Genomic DNA, 20,011 nt, shown 5'->3' on the forward strand with positions numbered 1-20,011 from the left:
CGTGGCTGGCCTCTACGTTCACGTGCCGTTCCGGGCAGCCCCCCGGCCCTACGACGACGCGTACACCGTCGTCAACCCGACACCCGACGCTTCTGTCCTGGCAGCTGCGCTCGCCCGCGAGATCGACCGGCGCGCCAACCCGGTCCTGGAAGACGTGCCGATCCGGAGTCTTTACGTGGGCGGGGGCCGCCCCTCGCTCTGCCCCCTCGGGGCCCTACGCCCCCTTGTTCGTGCACTCGGTCGAGTCGTGGAGCCGACAACGCTCGACGAGGTGACCGTGGAGCTGCACCCGGCCGACGCCTCCCCGGGGTATCTGTCTCACCTTCGCCGCCTGGGCGTTACGCGGCTGAGCATCGAAGGGCTGTCGTTCGTCGAGAAGGACTTGACCGCCGTTGGGGCCCCGCATGGCCCGGACGACCTCGTCCGCAGCATTCGGCAGGTGCGTCGGGCCGGATTCCCGCAGTTTTCCGTGGATCTCGTATTTGGCGGCGCGGGCCAGTCCCGAGCCGGCTGGAAGGCAAGCCTGCACCGGGCCGTCTCGCTGGGGGTCCCGCACCTCACGCTCCATGAGCTGGACACGGGCAACGCGGAGAAGCGCGCCGACCAGTTGGCCTTCGCCCTTACCTTTCTCCGGGCCAAGGGCTACGTCCCGTACGAACTGACCCACTTCGCCCGGCCGGGTCACCGGTCCCTCCATCAGGAGCACGTCTACGCCCACGGGTCCATCCTGGGGCTCGGCCCCGGCGCGGAGAGCTTCTGGGCGCCCGATCTCCCCCCGTCTCCGTCAGCACGGCGGTGGTCGAACGTCGCGGACCTGACGGCGTACGTGGAGGGACTTCAGGCCGACGCCCTCCCTGTGGCCCCTGACGAGACGCCGTCGGCATCGGCCCTCGCCCGCGAGTACATGCTCCTCCGTCTCCGCACCCAGGCGGGGCTGGACCTGGACGTCCTGGCCGACCGGTACGACCTTCGGCTCCGGGACCGGAAGGCCGATGCGCTTCGCCGCCTCCGGCGACGCGGGCTCATCCACGAGGATCCGGACCGCGTGGCCCTGACGGACCGCGGCCGCCTTCTCACCGACGCCATCACGCGCCGGCTGCTTCGCGACCTGGGGCGGGCGTAGTGTGACATACACACGGCCGACAGGCCAAGGATGCCCCAAGGACGCCCCCCTGTAACGCCGTCGCACAATTGTAGAATTCCCCTTTCAAGAATTCCCCTTTCAGTCGTCCCAATGCCCGAAGTTCGCCCCGCGAGGACGGACGCCGATCTGGACGCCGCCCGTCGCTTGTTTCGGGCATACGTCGACGGGCTGGACTTCGCCCTCGACTTTCAGGATTTTGAGGCGGAGATGAAGGCCCTTCCCGGGCCGTACGCCCCGCCGGACGGCGCCATTCTGCTGGCGGACGGGGGCGGGGAGCCCGTGGGGGTTGTGGCCGTCCGGCCGCTGGGTGAGGAGGACGTCTGCGAGATGAAACGCCTGTACGTGACGCCGGCACACCGGGGGCGGGGACTCGGGCGGGCGCTGGCGTCGGCAGTCATTGAAAAGGCCCGGACACTGGGCTACGACGCGATGCGACTCGACACGGTGGCCTCAATGACCGCCGCACGGCGCCTCTACCGGTCCCTTGCGTTCGAGGAACGAGACGCGTACTATCACAACCCGCTCCCGAATGCCGTCTACATGGAACGCGCCCTCTGATTCCCATTTTGCCGCTTCTGGACATGCGACCCGCGCCCCTCTTCGTTCTCCTCGCCCTCGGTCCATTTGTTCTCGCCGGTTGTGCGAGCGACAGTGCCACCCCCTCCACGGAAGAGGGGTTCGAGGTGGAGGGGGCCCTGGCCTTTCTCACCCCCGGCGGCGACACCCTTCGGACCATCGACGTGGACATTGCCGACACCGACGCCGAACGCAGGCGCGGGCTGATGCGACAGCGCTCGCTCGGGTACGACCGGGGCATGCTGTTCATCTTCGACTCGGTGGACGAGGGGGGAATGTGGATGAAGAACACCCCCCTTCCCCTCGACATCGTCTTCGTGGCCCCCGACTCGCAGGTCATCAACATCGCCCGCCGCACCACGCCCTTCTCGGAGAAATCCATCGAGCCGGCCGCCCCTCGGAACTTCGTGGTGGAGGTCCGCGCCGGCTTTGCCGACCGCTTCGACCTCACCGACAGCACCCGCGTCCGGTGGACCCGATCCGAATGACCGTTCAGTTCTCGTCCCACGCGCTACTTCCCGCCTCCATGACCCGCGCACTCGGATGCACCCTTCTGGTTCTCCCCCTACTCCTGGTTGGGCTCGCCTGCCAGAGCCCCGACGATGCCGGCTCGGCGGCGAGCGACACGACCGACACCATCCCCTTCACGAAAGAAGGTCGTCTCACTTTTCTGCAGGACGGGGACTCGACGGTGACGATCGACCTCGAGATTGCCGACACGGACTCGGCGCGGGAGCGGGGCATGATGCAGCGCACGGGCTTTCCCAACGACCGGAGTGGGATGCTCTTCCCCTTCGACGAGGAGCAGCCCCAAAGCTTCTGGATGGCGAACACGCCCGTCGCGCTCGACATTGTCTTCGCCGACGCGGACTCGCAGATCGTCAGCATCGCCAAATACACCACGCCGTTCTCCAACGAGCGCTACGGGTCCGACGCCCCGGCCCAGTACGTCGTGGAGGTTCCGGCCGGGTTTGCCGACTCCCACGGCCTGTTGGAAGGGGACCGAATTCGGTGGCGACGAGTGGAGTAGGGCCGGACGACGTGCTGCCCGGATCGGTGAGAGCGTCACAGGCCTTCTGGACGTGGTGAATCAATCCGGACGCACGTACAGCGATTCGGCCCCGTCCCGGTACACGCGGCTGATCGCGAAGGTGTCTGCCCTGACGCCCCACTGCGCACCGTTCAGGTACTCGCCGTAGGTCGCCTCCCGCTTGAGCCTCCCATTGCGGTACACCTCTACGGTGTCGCGGGCCGTGAAGATGACCGTCTCGGTCTCCCCCGTCGAACTCGGGGTCGATACGCTACGGTCCCCGTAACAGCAGACCGTGCGCCTCCACGCCCATTCCCCGCGTAGGGCCGTGGTGTCCGGCGTAAACCGGGAGAAGTCTACCCACTCGGGGCCTTGTGCCGACCCGTCAGTCCCAGTGACCGAACAGCTCAGCGCTAGGAGACATGCACACACCACCACGCAGAAAACAGGAACGCGTCGCATATCAATCAGGGCACCTTCGACTCGAAGACACGGGCGTTGGGCGCGGATTCTCCGCACATCCGCACACTGCACGTACACGTGCGCTACGCCGTACAACCACCCCGACTCGTTCAGCTACAGTCCGGCCGTTCCCGCTACACCCCGAAGGACTCGCCACACGCGCACTCCCGGGAGGCCTGAGGGTTGGAGAAGTGGAAGCCATCCCCGTTCAGTCCATGCGTAAAGTCGAGCTCCGACCCGTCAAGATAGAGCCGGGTTTTTTTGTCGAAGACCACCGGCACCCCGTCGTGCTCTTCCACCTCGTCGTCGTCTTTCACGGTCGTCTCCCACCCGAGGTCGTACGTTAGCCCGGAACAGCCGCCCGGCACGACCGCCACGCGAAGAAGCGTCTCGCCCAAATCCACCTCCTCGTTCGACGCGACCGACTCAATCTGATCGAGCGCCCGATCCGTAATCGAAATGGTCATATTGAGAGCAAAACGAGTCCAAAAACAGCGGGATCGTGCGTACTGCGGGCCCAAATTGAAAGTTTCTCTCGCCCCGGTTCCCCTCCAGGCCGCCCGTCGCATCGTGCCCGTGCTGCGGCCCGTCCCCGCCCCCAACGCCCGCCGAGCCAACTTCTCATAAAGATGTAACGGCCTACACGCCCGGAGGAACGACCCGGCAGCCCCCTTGTTGTAATCGCACGTTGACACGGTGATGACAGCGTAAACATCGGTTTACACTCGGGTCCGGCGCCCCGCCCGAGGGACCGGTGCCACCACCCGCATCGGATTATGCACGACACGCCAAGGGACAGCTTATGAGCACGTCTGAGACTGAGTATCTAGAGGGAAAGGCCAGTGAGGATTACAAGCACGGCTTCTACACCGACATCGACGCCGAGACGGCACCTGAGGGCTTCACGGAGGATGTCGTCCGCTACATTTCGCAGCGCAAGGACGAGCCGCAATGGCTTCGGGACTGGCGGCTGAAGGCCTTCCGCCACGCCCGTGATCGTCTCGACAGCGGCGAAACCATCGATTGGGCGCACCTCGACTACGAGGCGCCCAAGTTCGATGAGATCAGCTACTTCTCCGCCCCGAAGGAGACAGCCAGCTACGATAGCATCGACGAGGTGCCGGACGAGATCCTGGAGACGTTCGAGCGGCTCGGCATCCCGCTGGAGGAGCAGAAAGCCCTCACCGGCGTGGCCGTCGACGCCGTGATGGATAGCGTCTCCGTAGCCACCACCTTTAAGGAGAAGCTGGAGGAGAAGGGCGTCATCTTCAAGTCCTTCGGCGAGGCCGCGAAGGAGCACCCCGAGATCGTGCGGGAGTACATGGGCACGGTCATTCCGTACACCGACAATCTGTACGCCGCGATCAACTCGGCGGTCTTCAGCGACGGCTCGTTCGTGTACGTCCCGGAGGGCGTCACCTGCCCCATGGAGCTGTCCACCTACTTCCGCATCAACGAGGCCGGCACCGGCCAGTTCGAGCGCACGCTGATTGTCGCCGAGCCCGGTGCGTACGTGAGCTACCTGGAGGGGTGCACTGCCCCGATGCGCAAGGAGAATCAGCTCCACGCGGCGGTCGTCGAACTCGTCGCCCACGAGGACGCCGAGATCAAGTACTCCACGATCCAGAACTGGTACCCGGGCGACCCGGACACCGGGGAGGGCGGCGTCTACAACCTGGTCACGAAGCGAGGCCTCTGCAAGGGCGACAACTCCAAGATCAGCTGGACGCAGCTGGAGACCGGTTCGGCCGTGACACAGAAGTACCCGTCCGTCATCCTGGCCGGGGACGACTCGGTCGGCGAATTTTACTCGGTCGCCTTTACCAAGGGGCACCAGCAGGCCGACACGGGCACGAAGATGCAGCACATCGGCAAGGACACCAAGAGCACCATCATCTCGAAGGGCATCTCGGCCGACGTGGCGGACAACAGCTACCGCGGACAGGTGAAGGTGAGCAAGAACGCCGATAACGCCCGCAACTTCTCGCAGTGCGACTCGATGCTGCTCGGGCCGGACTGCGGTGCGCACACCTACCCGTACATCGAGAGCAACAACCCCTCGGCGCAGATTGAGCACGAGGCGACCACCTCGAAGGTCGGGGAGGACCAGATGTTCTACTGCCACCAGCGCGGCCTCGGCGAAGAGGAGGCGTTGAAGCTGATCGTCAACGGCTTCTGTCAGGAGGTCCTTCAGGAGCTTCCCATGGAGTTCGCCGTGGAGGCGAAGGAGCTTCTCGATATTGAACTGGAAGGCAGCGTCGGATAGCACATTGAGCAGAGGCCCACGGGGGCGTGCGACGGACAATTCCGTCCACGCTCCCGTTTGTCTTCTGCCCCGGCCTCGGGGATGAGGCCCTCCGCCCTGAAAACGATTCTCGTTTCGCACTACACCACTCACGTACGGATACGATATGGCACTTCTAGAAATTGAAAACCTGCACGTCAGCGTCGAAGACGAAGACATTGACATTCTAAAAGGCGTCGACTTGACCCTCGACACGGGCGACATGCACGCCATCATGGGCCCCAACGGCTCCGGCAAGAGCACGCTCGCCTCGGTTCTCGCCGGGCGCGAGGAGTACGAGGTGCTGGAGGGGAGCATTCGCTACGACGGCGACGACCTTCTGGAGCTGGAGCCCGAAGAGCGGGCCGAGGAGGGCATCTTCCTCGCCTTTCAGTACCCGGTGGAGCTCCCCGGCGTGAGCATGACCAACTTCTTGAAGGAGTCCGTCAATTCGGTCCGTGAAGCGCGCGGCGAAGACGAGCTTTCCTCCACCGAGTTTCTTCAGCAGATGCGCGAGCGGGCCGACATGCTCGGCCTCGACGCCGACCTCACGAAGCGCTCGGTCAACGAGGGCTTCTCGGGGGGCGAGAAGAAGCGAAACGAGATCTTCCAGCTCGCGATGCTGGAGCCGCGCCTCGCCATTCTCGACGAGACGGACTCGGGGCTCGACATTGACGCGCTTCAAAGCGTGGCCAACGGCGTCAACAAGCTCCGCGACGGGGACCGCGGCTTCCTGGTGATTACCCACTATGAGCGCATCCTGCAGTACATCGTGCCCGACCGCGTGCACGTCATGATGGACGGTCAGATTGCACGCTCCGGCGACAAAGACCTCGCCGAGACGCTGGAGGAGCACGGCTACGAGTGGATCCGCGAAGAGGTTGCCGCTGCCGCGTAGCGGCCCCGGCGCCCCGAGTGCAGCGACGCCCTCGGGGTTCCCCGGCCACTTGCCCCTCCCCAATTTTGCTCTCCAACCGACCGCTCCACCATGACCACTGCCCTTGACACCGACGTTCGTCCCGAAGACCGGTTCATCTCGGCCTTCGAGGTAAATCACGGCCAGGCCCTCAACGGAACGAACGCCTCGATCGCCCAGCAGCGCGAAGACGCCATCGAGCGCTTCGCCCAGCTCGGCATCCCGACCAACGACCTGGAGGCCTGGAAGTACACGAACATCTCCAAGACCATTGACCGGCCCTACACCCTCTCGCTGTCGCCGGAGGGCCCGTCGCTCGCCCCGAGCGACATCGCGCCGTTTACGATTGACGAGATGGACGCCCACCGCGTCGTACTCGTGAACGGCCACGTCGACGAGTCGCTCTCCGACATCGGCGACCTGCCGTCGGGCGTCGTGCTCAGCAGTCTCGCCCAGGCCGGCGAGGAGCACCCCGATCTCGTAGAGGAGCACTACGGCCAGTACGCCGACTTCGAAGACGAGGCGCTCACGGCCCTCAACACCGCGTTCGTCCAGGATGGGGCGTTCATCTACGTTCCCTCCGGCACGATCGTGGAGAAGCCCATCTTCTTCCTCCACGTCACGGCCGGCTCGGAGCCCCTCTTTTTGCAGCCCCGCCACCTGTTCGTAGTGGAGGACGGGGCCGTCGCCAAGGTCGTCGAGGCCCAACACTCCGTCACCGAGGCCCAGACGTTCACCAACACGGTGAGTGAGGCCTTCGTCGGCGAACGGGCCAACCTGGAGCACTACCTTGTGCAGGACGAAGGGGCGAACGCCTCACAGGTCCACACCCGCGCCGGACAGCAAGAGGACGACAGCGTGTATTCGACCAACACGATCACCTTCAGTGGTGAGGTGGTCCGCAACAACGCCACGATCGAGGTCGACGGCTCCTTCTGCGAATCCAACCTCTACGGCCTCTGCATCGGCAAGGACGAGATGCACGTGGACAACCACACGCAGATGAACCACGTGCAGCCGGACTGCAGCAGCAACGAGCTGTACAAGCACGTGCTCAACGACGAGTCCACCGCCGTCTTCAACGGCAAGGTGCTGGTAACCCGCGGCTCGCAGCGCATCGACGCCTACCAGCAGAACGACACGATCGTCCTGACCACCGACGCGAACATTTACACGAAGCCGGAGCTTGAAATCTACGCGGACGATGTGGTGTGCAGCCACGGCGCGACCACCGGCCAGGTCGACGAAGAGGGCGTCTTTTACCTCCGTTCGCGCGGCCTCTCCGAGCGCCGGGCCCACATCTTGATGCTGCAGGCCTTCACCGACGAGGTGCTGAGCGAATACAGGATCGACGGCCTGCGCAACTACATCACGGACAAGATCCGTCGCCGCTTCGGCAGCTACTTCGAGTAGCCCTGCAGAGGGAAAACGTGTGAGGGCATCCTTCATCACACGCCCACACGTTACTCCTACACCTTCCCCCAACCCATCATGCCCGCCACGACGCATCCGACTTCCAAGACGGCCTCGTTCGACGTAGAGGCGCTCCGTGCGGATTTCCCCGCGCTTGAGCAGGACGTGTACGAGGACACGCCCCTTGCCTACCTCGACAACGCGGCCTCCTCGCAGAAGCCGACCCCGGTCATCGAGCGGCTGGATACGTTCTACCGCGAGGAGAACAGCAACGTGCACCGGGGCGTCCATCGGCTCAGCCAGGACGCCACCGAGTCGTACGAGGCGGCCCGCACGTCGGTGGCGCGCTTCCTCAACGCGCCGGACCCCGACCAGATCGTCTTCACGCGGGGCACGACGGAGGGGCTCAATCTCGTCTCCTCCACCTTCGGCCGCATGGTCGCCGAGGAGGGCGACGAGATTCTGCTCACGGAGATGGAGCACCACTCCAACATTGTCCCCTGGCAGATGCTGGCCGAGCAGGTGGGGGCCTCGATCGAGGTGCTGCCCGTCACGGACCGCGGCGAACTCCGAATGGACTTGCTCCCGGAGATGCTCACCGACGACACGGCGCTCGTCGCCATCAGCCACGTCTCCAATACCCTCGGCACCATCAACCCGATGGAGGACGTCATCGACGTGGCCCACGCCGACGGGGTGCCCGTCGTCGTGGACGGGGCGCAGTCGGCCCCGCACATGCCGGTCGACGTGCAGGCGCTCGACGCCGACTTCTTCGTGTTCTCGGGGCACAAGGTGTTCGGCCCCACGGGCATCGGCGTTCTGTACGGGAAGCGGGAGCTCCTCGACGCGATGCCGCCCTACCAGGGCGGCGGGGACATGATCGATCAGGTTTCGTTTGAGGAGTCGACCTACGACGGACTGCCCCACAAGTTTGAGGCGGGCACCCCCAACATCGCCGACGCAGTGGGGCTGGGCACCGCCGTCGAGTACATCATGGACCTGGACTGGAACGCGGTGCGGGCCCACGAGGACGATGTGCTCCGCTACGCCACCGAGCAGGTGAGCGGCATCGAAGGCACACAGATTGTAGGCACTGCGCCCGACAAGACGAGCGTCCTCTCGTTCGTCTTCGACGACATCCACCCGTACGACGCCGGAACGGTCCTCGACCGTGAGGGGGTCGCCGTCCGTACGGGCCACCACTGTACCCAACCGCTCCTCAAGCGGTACGGCCTCCCCGGCACCATCCGCGCCTCGTTCGCGGCCTACAACACCCACGAGGACGTGGATCGGCTGGTCGACGGCCTCCACAAGGTGCGCCACATGTTCGGGTAGGCCGCCCGGCAACTCCATTGCCGGACCCAACGTACGCACACACGACGCAGCACGTCTTCCACCAACCCTGCTCGCCCTCATGCCCGCTACCGACACAGTTTCGGACCGCGCGCAGCAGATCGTCGACGAGTTTTCGCTTTTCGACGACTGGATGAGCCGGTACGAGTACCTCATCGAGCTTGGCGACGACATTCCGCTGCTCGAAGAGGAAAAAAAGACCGACGAGAACTACGTGCACGGCTGCCAGTCGGACGTCTGGATCGAGACGGATCTCGACGAGGAGGAACGGGCCCTGTGCGTGCAGGGGGACAGCAACGCGAAGATCACCAAGGGGTTGGCCGCGCTCATCATCCGCGTGATTGACGAACAGCCCCCTGAGGCCGTCGCGAACGCCGACTTCGACTTTCTCGACGACATTGGTCTCCACGAGCACTTGAGCTCGCAGCGCAATAACGGCCTCAAGGCCATGATAGAGACCGTGCAGGAGCGCGCCCGTGAGACGTAGTTCCGGCACCGGAGCCGCTCACGTTCTCGCTCTCTGTCCTGTGCTTTGCGAACGTAGACACGTCACCGACTCTTTCCAACATCCCATAGAACCATGAGTCCTTCAGGTGCAATGCCCGGCGGGATGGGCGGCATGGGCGGTGTGCCCGGCGGCGGGGGCGGCGGGGCCGCCGACATTCCCGAGGAAAAAGAGCAGTCCGAAATCGAACTTCCGGAAACCATCCCGGATCACGTCCAGGACACCCCCGACGACGACCTGTACCAGCGGGTCGTGGAATCACTCCGTGAGATTTACGACCCAGAGATTCCGGTGAACATCTACGACCTTGGGCTCATCTACCACCTGGATGTGGGTGAGGACAGCCACGTGGACGTGCTGATGACCCTTACGGCGCCGAACTGCCCGGCCGCGGGCGTTCTGCCCGGCCAGGCCGAGGACGCCGTGCGCGAGACGGAAGGCGTCGAGAGCGTCAACCTCGAGATGACCTTCGAACCCCCCTTCTCTCCGCAGATGATGTCCGAAGAGGCCCGCCTCGAACTCGGCTTCATGTAATTCCTGCTGAGCGTCGGCCGTCCATCCCCGGATCCAAACCGGTCTTCGACTCGACGCTCCCAACTCGCCCCGACCGATGAATCACGCACGCACCATTGCAATGGCCACCACCCTCCTCGCCGACGGGCGGGTGGAAGACGTGGCCGCGATGGTGGAGCCGCTGCTCGATCCGGTCACGGCCCCGGCCGCCAGCACGGGTCAGATTCTGCTCCGCGGGCTGTTGGCCCGTGTCGAGGTGACCCACCGTGACCGCTCGGGCCGCGCCCTTGATCTGTTGCCGACGGCCGAAGCCGTGTCGGACTCATGCACGTGTGTGCGGGCCGATGTGGCGCTCTGGCGCGGCTGGGCCCATGTGCGCCGCTCCGAATCGGTGAACGAGGTCACCCGGGGCCTGCACCTGCTGAAGGAGGGCCGCGAGCTGTTCGCATCGATCTGTGACCCTGTCGGTCGGTGCTGGGCGCTTCTGGGGCAGGCCACGGCCTACAGTGCCCTCGACGAGCACGGCCTCCGACACCGCGTGCTCGATGACGCCTCGGGCCTCCTGGACCGCCTGCAGGATGCCCAGGCGGAGCGGTGGCTCCAGAAGCTTCGTCGCCGGTCTCCGTCGGCGAGCCCCGGGCACGGCGAGCCGCCGTCGGGGCCGTCGGCAGACCCGACCACGACGGTGGACGGGTTCGTCGCGGAAAGCCGCGAGATGCAGGCCGTGGCCGCAACGATCCGAAAAATCCAACCAAGCCGGAGTCCGGTCCTCATTACGGGAGAGGGCGGCGCCGGGAAGCGCCTCGTGGCGCGCACGATCCACGCCACGAGCCCCCGAGCCGACGGGCCCCTGAAGCACGTCTCGTGTGCCCCGACGCAGGCCGGTGCGTCCCTTGAGGCGCAGCTGTTCGGGGCCCAGACGGACGAGTCGTCCCACACCGGCGCCGTGCAGGCCGCCGACGGAGGGACGCTCGTCCTTGAGGACGTCGATGCCCTCCCCCCTCCCGTGCAGTCGTCACTGCTCGATCTCCTCAACGGGGCGGCCCCTCCCGCGACGAAGGCCGCGGACGACGCGTCGTTGGACGTTCGCGTCCTCGCCACGACGACTGCCGACCTCGACGCCCGTGTGGAGGAGGGGCGCTTCCGGCCGGCGCTGCGGAATCGGCTGCGCGTGATCTCACTCCACGTCCCGCCCCTCCGTGAGCGACGCCCCGACATCCCCCTGCTCGCCCGTCACTTCCTAGACCGGATGCGCCCGGAGGGCTCGGCCCTCGTCTCCATTACGCAACCGGCGATGGAAGCCCTGCTCCGCTACAACTGGCCGGGCAACGTCCGGCAGCTCCGCAACGAGATCGAGCGCGCGCTGGTGCACGTGCAGAGCGAACCGGCCCCCACGATTACGCTCGACATGCTCCTCGATGCCATCGTCGAAAACGCGCGGGAGCGAACGTCGCCGGACACGTCGCCGGATGCCTCAGACGCAATTCTAGAGCCCGATCAGACCCTCAACGACGTGCTCTCCCGCACCGAGAAATCCGTTATCGAACGGGTGCTCCAGGCCTGTGATGGGCAGGTGACCGCCTCGGCGGACGTGCTGGGCCTAACCCGGCAGGGGCTCTACAAGAAGATGAAGCGGCTCGGCATCGACGCCTCCGCCTTCCAGCCGACCTCGGAGCCAACCCCCGCGTCCTGATCGCCTCCTCCCTCTCGCAACTTCCCTCGCGCCATGCCTGCCGACTCTCCTTCTTCCGACATGGACGCCCCGACCGCAGTGGACGTCCAGCTCGATCACGCTTCGGTCATGACGACGGACCTCGACGCGGCCGTCTCGTTCTACGTCGACCTGATCGGGCTCTCGCTGCGAACCGTAGAGGACGACCCCGTGCGGGACGGCCGGCGCCGTGCCCTGCTCACCGACGACCACGGACAAGACGTTGTGGAGCTGATCGAGATGGAAGAGATGAAGCACCCATCGGTGCCGGGCCGGGGCGGCATTCACCACCTCGGCTTCTCCCTCCCATCCCGCGAGTGGCACTCGCTTCGCTCGCGCCTCGACGCGGCCGACCATGCCTACGAGGAAGTAAAGGGCCGGCTCTTCGTGCGGGACGCCGACGGATTGGTGCTCGAAGTCGAGGAGGCATAACGCAGCCCTCAGGGCCTTTGCTTCACTCGTCTGCTTCACTCGTCGTCCGCCTCTCGTCCCGGCGTCCGGACGCTGTCTGTAAGTTCATTCTCGTCGTCCGGCCGGACGTCCACGCCCTTTCGTTCCAGGAGGCCTCCGCACATCTCTACGGCCTCCACGAGCCCGTCTGTTAGGTTGTTGTTCTGAATCCCACGCTGGATGCGGGCGACCACATTCGCCCAGTCGTCGGGCTCCACCTGACGGTTGATGCCCGCGTCGCCGAGCACCTCGATCCGGTGTTCCCGGAGGGAGACGAAGAGCAAAATGCCGGTTCGGTCCCGCGTATCGAACACCTCTTCCTCCACGAAGGCCTGCAGGGCCCGACGATGCACGATCTCGTCGAGGCGGTCGCTCCCCACCAACAGTCGCTGCAGGGGATAGACGTATCGCGAGAGGACGCCTCCCACCGTTCCGGCCACGAGGACCGACAACGCCACGCCCCACGGGGCGAAAAGCCACCCCAGGCCCCACCCGTCGTAGAACTGAAGCGTAAGCAGCACCCCCGTGAGGACGACCAGCGTGGCCGCGCCAATCCCCCGCCACACGGCCACTTCGTAATCGTCACTCCGGGGCACCACCACCGGCACGATCTCACCGGCCGTCCGCTCCTCCGCGCGCCCCACGGCGTCCCGAATGCGGTCCTGATCGAGGCCGTCAATCATCGTGTCCATGGTCCACCACGAAGCTTAGAAAGGGCTAAACGGAAGTCAGGGCGCGGGACGCGAAGGGCAGGCCCTTCAGCCCCCATCGCGTTCCGGAGCCTCCCCATCCTACGGCCCGGCGTCCGAACCGGACGCCCCCCCAGACGAAGACTGTCGCCGCTGTTTCTCGATGATCTTGAGGGCCTGATCGGCCTGACGCGTGAAGGGGGACCCCTCCTCGGCAAACTCTTGGACCTGCTCGAACTCCGTCGTCGCCTGGTCCAGGCGGTTGATCTGCAGGAGCGCGAGTCCCTTCTGGAACCGGGCCGGAACGAACGTCGAGTCGTCGTCGAGCACCGCGTTGATGGCTTTGATGCCCCGCATCGGGCGGTTCGTCAGCAGGTACGCCTCCCCCATTCGTGTTCGGGCGTCGAGGTCGTCGGGCCGCTGGTCCACGACCGTCCGGTAGGCCCGCGCCGCGTGCCGGGCCACTTTCAGGACCTGCTGCCGCTGCCCCTCTCCCTGGAGCTGCTGCATCCAGCGGTACAGGAGATCGGCGGCGCGGCGCTGGGCATCGGCGGCCCCGGTGGCGTCCGCGATGTCGTTCTGAACCACGGCCGCCCGGCCCGGCTGCCCCACCCCGATCAGGAGATTGACCAGCTCCGCCTGGGCCGCTCGCCTGTCCGACCCGGAAGCCTGTTCGATCGCGGTCTCCAGTGAGTCGATCTGTCCCGCCATCGCCCCCCCGACCGACGACGCGCCCGCCTCTTCGAGAAGGGTCTGGAGGTCCGTCAGCTCGTCTCCCCCAGTCGTCCCGCCGGACTGCATGGGCCGGGTCCCGCCGGTCGCGCCGGACGCAGCCGCCTCGTTCCCGGCGGAGCTCGACGGTGCCCCGCCGGCCTCTCCCCCGCCGCCCCACTCGTACTGCGCGCTCCACTGCGTCGCAAAGAAAAGCCCAACCACGAGCACGAGGGCCCCCCCGACGAGCATCGCAATTTGCCGCCCCATCGCCCGCTCTTCCTCATCCGGAGAGGAGGACGCGTCCGGCTCGGAAGGTTCGTCGCTCGTCTCGGCGGAGGCGCTGGTGGGGAGGTCCGCCGTGACCGGCCGCGTTCCGTCAGGGGCGGAGGCCCCGGAAAGGTCTTGAAGCGCCTCGCCACACTGGCTGCAGTACCGGGCCCCCGGTGGATTTTCCCACCCGCACTGGTTGCAGAAAACAGACGGTTCGTCTTGCCCATCGGCCGCTTGGGGCCCCGACGGGGCCTCTTCGGGGGGACTGGCCTCGGGCTCAGACGACTCTGCCTCCGTGTCTTCCGCGGTGCCCGCCGGGTCCGGGCCGTCGTCGACGACAGTCCCGCACAGGTCGCAGCGATCGGACGAGGCCGGCACGCGCGCACCGCACGACGGACAGGGTCGAGTGGATTCGGACATAATCGACAAAAGCAATGGAACAGGACAAGCGGTGTCGCAACTACTCCTCGTCGGCCTTGTGCGCCGCGTCCACCGCCTCGCTCAACTTGTCCGACGGGCGAAACACCGGCTTGTACCGGTCTTCGATCTCGACCGGCTCATTGGTTTGGGGATTGCGCCCGGTCCGGGGCGCTCGATGCTGCACCTCAAACACCCCAAACTCACGGAGTTCGATGCGCCGGAGCTCCTTCATCGCCCCGCGCACCGCCGTCATGAATCCCTCCACGACCGCCCGCGTCTCGATTTTTGTGAGGCCGGTCCCGTCGGCGATCTGGTCGATGAGGTCTGCTTTGGTCATGGACATGGGAAAGCCAAAGGCGGATTAACAGAGGACGTGCGTGTGGGCCCACCCGAACGCCCCCGCCGAATTCGTGATTCGGAAAGCCCCGAGAATCTCAAGGGCCTGGAGGGGTTCCATCTCGCCCCGAGAAACATTCAGCAGGTTGGGGCGAACGATAGTGCCGACGCCCAAAGTCTTCATCTTCTTCGGACCGACGTCCTCCCCCGATGCGCGCCCGCCTCTCTGCTCTGCTCCTGCTTCTTCTGTGCAGCCCCGCCCTGGCCGTCGCCCAGTCCCCGAGCCAGTGGCAGCAGCACGTCGACTACGAGATGGACATTCGTTTAAATCCCGAGACCCATCAGGTCGACGGCCACCAACGGCTGACCTATACCAACAACTCGCCGGACACACTCCGCACGGTCTACTACCACCTATACTTCAATGCCTTTCAGCCGCAGTCGATGATGGCGGAGCGCAACCGCCACCTCCCCGACCCGGACGGGCGTACGGTGCCGCGCATTTTCAACCTGACACCGGGCGAGCAGGGCCGGCAGACGGTGACCTCGCTCACACAGGACGGCACACCCGTCTCCTATGAGGTATACGATACGGTTCTGCGGGTGGATCTTGCCGAGCCCATACCGCCCGGCACCTCCACCACCTTCGTCATGGACTACCGCTCACAGGTGCCCCTCCAGACCCGCCGCAGCGGGCGGGACAGCCGCGGGGACGACATCGACTACACCATGACCCAGTGGTACCCCAAGATGGCGGAGTACGACGAGCGGGGCTGGCACGCCAACTACTACGTCAACCGCGAATACTACGCGCCGTACGGCGAGTTCGACGTGGAGATCACCCTTCCCGCCGAATACACAATTGGCGCCACCGGCGTTTTACAGAACCCCGACGAGGTGGGGCACGGCTACGACATTGACGGCAGCGGCACGTGGCGCCCGTCGGACGGCCTGCCAGACGCGGACACGCTCACCTGGCACTTTCGGGCCGAGGACGTGCACAACTTCGCCTGGTCGGCCGACCCCGACTACATTCACGACAAGGTGACCGCAGACGGCACCGCCCACCACATCCTCTACAAGCCCGCGGTCGCCGAGCAGTGGCGCCCGCTGCGAAACAACATGCCCGACCTCACGGCGTACTTCAGCGACGAGTACGGCGACTACCCGTACCCACAGATGACCGTGGCGCAGGGCGGAGATGGCGGCATGGAGTACCCGATGTTCACGGTCGTGAGCAGCTACGACGGCCCCGAATTTGAAGAGAAAAGCAGCTACCGGTCGGTCCTCGGCACCACGGTCCACGAGTTTGCACACATGTGGTTCTACTCCGCCCTCGGCAGCAACGAGGCCGACTACGCCTGGATGGACGAGGGCTTTACGAGCTACGCCACGACGGAGGGGATGGCCCACCTTGCCGGGCAGCCCGCGAACCACACCGGCGCCCGCCAGAGCGTCGTGACGATGCACAAGCTCGGAATTGCCGAGCCGTTTAGCACCCCGGCCGACTGGTTCTCTACCAATGCCGCCTACGGCATCACCTCGTACCCGGGGGGGCAAATGCTCGTGGACATGCTGGGCTACGTCATGGGCGACGCGCAGCGCGACCAGTGGCTGCAGCGCTACTTCCGCGAGCGGGCAGGCATGCACCCCGACCCGTTCGACCTGGAGCTGTTCGCGGAGCAGGAGAGCGGGCTCATGCTCGACTGGTATTTCCAGCAGGTGACCGAGTCGGCCCGCACCGTTGACGACGCGATCGCGGACCTCGACCAGGAGCGAACGGGCGACGGCGTGGCGGTGGACCTCACCCTGAAGCGAAAGGGCACCCTGCGCCTGCCGCAAGACGTGAGGCTCACGCTGGCCGACGGCTCCACGCAGTGGCTCAACGTGCCCCTCGCGTCGATGCACGGGCACAAGCCGGTCCCCGACGACTGGATCGTCACCGAGCCGTGGCCCTGGGTCGCGCCGGAGAAAACGGTATCGGTGACGGTGGACCGGCGGGTCGAGAAGGCGGTGATCGACCCGAACGGCGAGACGCCGGACGTGAACCGCCTCAACAACTCCACGACCCTGCCGCTGCGCACGCGCGTGCTCCGCGCCCCGCAGCCGAGCTGGTCGCACTACGAACTGGGCGTACGGCCGCTGGCCGGGTACGCCGACGACTTCGGGTTTGGGGGCGGCCTGCAGGTCCGCGGGCAGTACTTTCGGGGCGAGCGGCAACTCCGCGGCACGGTCACCCTCTGGCCCGAGGTGCTGGTTTCCGGGGGCGACGACCCGACGCTGCTGGATGCCTCCAGCCCCGGACGCGGTTTCGATACGGGATCGTGGTTTAGCGGGCTTGACTACGAGCTTCGCTACGAGCACCCATTCCCTCCGTTCGGGGCTCGCGCCACAGTTGAGCTCTCGGCCGCGAAACGCCTCGGTGTGCTCGAAAATCAACTGTCTCTCCAACTCCCTCTGTCCTCCCCCCTTGCCGACCGGTCAGAACGGCTCCGACTCTCGGCAGTGCATCAACTGAATTCGAGCGACCGGGCCTTCGGGGCAACCCGCCCGACACGGAACCGGACCAATCCCTGGGGCCAATCGCATGCCGTCTCCGCCCGGCTCAACTACACAAAAGCACGTGGAGGGGATCGGGTGTCGGCCGTTGCAGAGCTCGGGGGCACCCTTCGCTCCTTCGATAGCGCCGCGTTTCCAGGGGAATCCTTCGACCAGGCCTCCCGCGTTTCGCTGACGGCCCAGCAGACGGCGGACCTCGGTGCCCTGACGGGCCGGGCGAACCTTCAGTTCGGCCTCGGGGCCGACGGCCTGCTTCCCCACAAGCGCTTCGTCCTGGGCGGACGCTCGCTGGAGGCACAATGGCACAACGACACGTACCGGCAGGCGAGTGCGGCCTTTGAGCAGCCTGTGTCGGACGCCCATCTCGTCGGCTTCGGGCCAGCGGGGCCGGTTGCGTACCTTCGGGCCGCCAACGGGCGTCTCGGGCGCAGTGGCGAAAACATTACGGCCGGTCGCCTCTCGCTCGGCGGCGCCCCGTTCCCCAGCGTGAACGCCCTCTCGCCCCTGCGCCTGTCCGCCTTCTCGGGCATCGGCACGACATGGAGCGAGGGCGCGTTTCTCTCCGGGTTTGCCGCGGAAAATCTGAAGGCCGACGCCGGCATCGGCGTCCGCTACAGCATCTCCGAGATTCCGCACCTCGAGCGCTGGACGGCCCAGTCAGATTTCCTGCAGGGGCTCGACGTGGTGGCCAAGTTTCCGCTCTGGGCCAGCGACCCGGGCCGCATTGAGGACAGCACCGACGAATTCGACTTCCGCTGGCGGATTGGAATCGAGCTGTAGGCGCTACTCGCCCCCGCCGTCCTGCTCCCGCATCTCGCGCTGGCGCATCGGCATCGCGTCGATCGTGTCGAAGAGGGAGCGCGCGGCGACCGGCTCTGCGTCACGGCGCTTCTCGGTGCCGTCCTTCCCCACCAGCACGACCCGGAACGCGTCTGGCGCCACGTCGAACCGGTCGCGCAGCCGCCGGGCCGCTGCCGCCGTGAAGCGCTGCGGCTCGGCTCCGGGGGCGGCCCGCTGCGTGCCTTCACTCTGGCCCACCACAGTCAGCACCAGAAGGTCCCGCTCCCGAAATCCCGGGTCGCGGCCTTCAAACGCAGTTTCCTGCTCGGCCCGCATCGCATTGGAGTCGGTCGGCGCAAACACGAACAGCAGCCGGTGCTCCCACTGATGGTGCTCGGGCCGGAAGTCGACGGAGTCGGCAGGGGTGCCCATGACCGTGAGGGGCAGTGCTAGGACGATGCAGGCGACGAGGAGGGTTCGCATGGGTCGAAGGGGCCGTCGTGGGGGGGCGCTGCTTCCTCTCGTCCCACGGCTCGAACGTCGGCATGGGGCATGAGGGGGTCCGGTCAGGAATCAGTAGAACGGGATCGGTCCGGGGCCGCTCCTGCCTGTTTTGCGTCCGGGGCCTCGAAGCGGGAGGCGGCAAACAGATCAAGGGCTTTCGGCGTCTCGTTCGCCGACACCAAGTCTGCCAGCAGGCGCCCCATCCGGAAGCCGTACCCCATGCCGTGCCCCGTAAACCCGGTGGCATAGACGCCTTCCGGATGCTCTGGCACCCGCCCCACCACGGGCCGTCCGTCCGGCGAAAAGCCCATGGTCCCGCTCCAGCGGTGCTCGATGGCGAGTGACTGGCTCCACGGAAAGTGGGTGTGGAGGTAGCGCTCGATGGTGGCCTGCACCGCCGGGGTCGTCGCGTCGGTGCTCGTCTCCTCGGCCGCACGATGCGCGTGCCGGCCGCCCCCGACGAGCAGGCGCCGATCCTCTCGCTGCCGCACGTAGAACCCGCCGCGGTGGGAGTAGACCGGCACCGGAATCCGCACCGCATCGGCGGGGGCCGTCGCCAGCATCTGCGCCCGCACCGACCGGACGACGGACGACACGGCGGGAACCAGCTCTGGCAGCGCAGGGCCGAGGGCGAAGACCACCCTGGGCGCCCGAAAGTGCCGATCAGGGGTCCCCAGCACGGCTCCGGTTTCCCCCCAGCGCACGTGTTCGACCGGGTGCTGCGTGTGCACGTCGGCGCCGCTCTTCGCGGCCACGTGCTGGACGAGGTGCAGCGGGTTCACGGCGGCGCCCGTGGTGACGAAGAGGCTGCCGTGGAAGCTCGAGGCCCCAATCCGGTCGTTGGTCTCCTCCGCGTCGAGGTGGACGGCCGGGGCGCCCGCGGCGCGGAGGTGGGGCAGGCTGGTCCGCAACCGCTCGTCCTCCTCCGCAGTACCGGCCGCGACGAGGGCGCCGTCGGCCCGCCACGAAAACGCGCTTCCCCGCAACTCCGCCGCGAGAAGGTCGCGGTTTTCCCGCGTGAACTGCCACAGGCGACGGGCCGTCCGCTTGCCGTAGCGCTCCACATCGGTCCGGTAGTCGGCGTGCGTGCCCTGCAGGACAAAGCCCGCGTTTCGGCCGCTCGCCTCGGCCCCGAGTGTCCGGGCCTCCAGCAGGGCGACGTCGAGCGATGGGGCACGGCGGCCGAGCCAATAGGCCGTCGAACACCCGACGATGCCCCCGCCCACCACGATCACGTCGTAGGCCGCTTCCCGCTTCTGGTGCGCCTGCTGCCAGATGGAGACCGTCATGCAGATGGGTATTGGGCTGCTACCGAAGGGGAGAATCTACGACGCCGTACTTTTTCAGGACTTGCTCTTGCGTACAGGAAAAACGCCCACTCG

General features: G+C 66.4%; 20 protein-coding genes. 13 read left to right on the forward strand and 7 right to left on the reverse strand.

Features of this window, described 5'->3' with window-relative positions; genetic code table 11:
• The first annotated feature begins 1 nt into the window (after window position 1).
• From OJA40_RS00995 to OJA40_RS01010, 4 genes are all read left to right on the forward strand, one after another.
• The gene (locus OJA40_RS00995) at window positions 2–1,123 is read left to right on the forward strand and encodes a coproporphyrinogen-III oxidase family protein (RefSeq protein ID WP_263809829.1); all 1,122 of its coding nucleotides are present in this window, start codon (window positions 2–4) and stop codon (window positions 1,121–1,123) included.
• Window positions 1,124–1,234: 111 nt separating this feature from the next.
• Window positions 1,235–1,702 carry a GNAT family N-acetyltransferase gene (locus tag OJA40_RS01000; RefSeq protein WP_263808344.1) on the forward strand — a complete coding sequence of 156 codons (468 nt, stop codon included), beginning with the start codon at window positions 1,235–1,237 and terminating at the stop codon, window positions 1,700–1,702.
• Window positions 1,703–1,725: 23 nt separating this feature from the next.
• Window positions 1,726–2,208 carry a DUF192 domain-containing protein gene (locus OJA40_RS01005; protein WP_263809830.1) on the forward strand — a complete coding sequence of 161 codons (483 nt, stop codon included), beginning with the start codon at window positions 1,726–1,728 and terminating at the stop codon, window positions 2,206–2,208.
• A 38-nt stretch (window positions 2,209–2,246) separates the two neighbouring features.
• Window positions 2,247–2,750, forward strand: coding sequence for a DUF192 domain-containing protein (locus tag OJA40_RS01010; RefSeq protein ID WP_263808346.1), 504 nt, complete (start codon window positions 2,247–2,249; stop codon window positions 2,748–2,750).
• A gap of 60 nt (window positions 2,751–2,810) precedes the next feature.
• On the opposite strand, the gene OJA40_RS01015 is transcribed toward OJA40_RS01010, so the two are convergent.
• Complete coding sequence (locus OJA40_RS01015; protein ID WP_263789520.1) at window positions 2,811–3,212, reverse strand: hypothetical protein; 402 nt, start codon at window positions 3,210–3,212, stop codon at window positions 2,811–2,813.
• 134 nt (window positions 3,213–3,346) lie between these two features.
• Window positions 3,347–3,679 (reverse strand): HesB/IscA family protein, encoded by a 333-nt coding sequence (locus OJA40_RS01020; RefSeq protein WP_011404140.1) that lies wholly within the window; start codon window positions 3,677–3,679, stop codon window positions 3,347–3,349.
• Between the two features lie 335 nt (window positions 3,680–4,014).
• Between OJA40_RS01020 and sufB the strand changes: the two genes are divergently transcribed.
• The 8 genes from sufB to OJA40_RS01060 all read left to right on the forward strand — a co-directional run bounded on the left by sufB (window position 4,015) and on the right by OJA40_RS01060 (window position 12,339).
• The gene (gene sufB / locus OJA40_RS01025) at window positions 4,015–5,478 is read left to right on the forward strand and encodes a Fe-S cluster assembly protein SufB (RefSeq protein ID WP_263789519.1); all 1,464 of its coding nucleotides are present in this window, start codon (window positions 4,015–4,017) and stop codon (window positions 5,476–5,478) included.
• Between the two features lie 145 nt (window positions 5,479–5,623).
• Window positions 5,624–6,394: a Fe-S cluster assembly ATPase SufC gene (gene sufC / locus OJA40_RS01030; RefSeq protein ID WP_263789518.1), complete on the forward strand. Its 771-nt coding sequence runs from the start codon at window positions 5,624–5,626 to the stop codon at window positions 6,392–6,394.
• Window positions 6,395–6,484: 90 nt separating this feature from the next.
• Window positions 6,485–7,825 (forward strand): Fe-S cluster assembly protein SufD, encoded by a 1,341-nt coding sequence (gene sufD / locus OJA40_RS01035; RefSeq protein WP_263809831.1) that lies wholly within the window; start codon window positions 6,485–6,487, stop codon window positions 7,823–7,825.
• Window positions 7,826–7,903: 78 nt separating this feature from the next.
• Window positions 7,904–9,160, forward strand: coding sequence for a cysteine desulfurase (locus OJA40_RS01040; protein WP_208427017.1), 1,257 nt, complete (start codon window positions 7,904–7,906; stop codon window positions 9,158–9,160).
• Between the two features lie 79 nt (window positions 9,161–9,239).
• Complete coding sequence (locus tag OJA40_RS01045) at window positions 9,240–9,665, forward strand: SufE family protein (protein ID WP_011404135.1); 426 nt, start codon at window positions 9,240–9,242, stop codon at window positions 9,663–9,665.
• Window positions 9,666–9,806: 141 nt separating this feature from the next.
• On the forward strand, window positions 9,807–10,217 hold the full coding sequence (locus OJA40_RS01050; RefSeq protein WP_011404134.1) for an SUF system Fe-S cluster assembly protein: 411 nt from the start codon (window positions 9,807–9,809) through the stop codon (window positions 10,215–10,217).
• A gap of 76 nt (window positions 10,218–10,293) precedes the next feature.
• Window positions 10,294–11,889 (forward strand): sigma 54-interacting transcriptional regulator, encoded by a 1,596-nt coding sequence (locus OJA40_RS01055; RefSeq protein ID WP_208427015.1) that lies wholly within the window; start codon window positions 10,294–10,296, stop codon window positions 11,887–11,889.
• Between the two features lie 33 nt (window positions 11,890–11,922).
• On the forward strand, window positions 11,923–12,339 hold the full coding sequence (locus tag OJA40_RS01060) for a VOC family protein (protein WP_208427014.1): 417 nt from the start codon (window positions 11,923–11,925) through the stop codon (window positions 12,337–12,339).
• Between the two features lie 35 nt (window positions 12,340–12,374).
• Here the strand turns inward: OJA40_RS01060 and OJA40_RS01065 are convergent, their stop codons facing one another.
• The 3 genes from OJA40_RS01065 to OJA40_RS01075 all read right to left on the reverse strand — a co-directional run bounded on the left by OJA40_RS01065 (window position 12,375) and on the right by OJA40_RS01075 (window position 14,793).
• A complete protein-coding gene (locus OJA40_RS01065; protein WP_263809832.1) occupies window positions 12,375–13,049 on the reverse strand; it encodes a TPM domain-containing protein in 675 nt (224 codons plus the stop codon).
• Between the two features lie 99 nt (window positions 13,050–13,148).
• Window positions 13,149–14,408, reverse strand: a complete 1,260-nt coding sequence (locus OJA40_RS01070) for a zinc ribbon domain-containing protein (protein WP_263809833.1) — start codon at window positions 14,406–14,408, stop codon at window positions 13,149–13,151.
• 82 nt (window positions 14,409–14,490) lie between these two features.
• Window positions 14,491–14,793, reverse strand: coding sequence for an HU family DNA-binding protein (locus tag OJA40_RS01075; protein ID WP_263809834.1), 303 nt, complete (start codon window positions 14,791–14,793; stop codon window positions 14,491–14,493).
• A 203-nt stretch (window positions 14,794–14,996) separates the two neighbouring features.
• Between OJA40_RS01075 and OJA40_RS01080 the strand changes: the two genes are divergently transcribed.
• Entirely contained in the window at window positions 14,997–18,125 is a 3,129-nt protein-coding gene (locus tag OJA40_RS01080) for a M1 family metallopeptidase (protein ID WP_208427011.1), read from the forward strand.
• 3 nt (window positions 18,126–18,128) lie between these two features.
• On the opposite strand, the gene OJA40_RS01085 is transcribed toward OJA40_RS01080, so the two are convergent.
• Both OJA40_RS01085 and OJA40_RS01090 read right to left on the reverse strand, forming a co-directional pair.
• Window positions 18,129–18,608 carry a DUF4174 domain-containing protein gene (locus OJA40_RS01085; protein WP_263808352.1) on the reverse strand — a complete coding sequence of 160 codons (480 nt, stop codon included), beginning with the start codon at window positions 18,606–18,608 and terminating at the stop codon, window positions 18,129–18,131.
• Between the two features lie 83 nt (window positions 18,609–18,691).
• Window positions 18,692–19,918 carry an NAD(P)/FAD-dependent oxidoreductase gene (locus OJA40_RS01090; protein ID WP_208427010.1) on the reverse strand — a complete coding sequence of 409 codons (1,227 nt, stop codon included), beginning with the start codon at window positions 19,916–19,918 and terminating at the stop codon, window positions 18,692–18,694.
• Window positions 19,919–20,011 lie beyond the last annotated feature (93 nt).

Source organism: Salinibacter pepae (genome assembly GCF_947077775.1).
GTDB lineage: Bacteria > Bacteroidota > Rhodothermia > Rhodothermales > Salinibacteraceae > Salinibacter > Salinibacter pepae.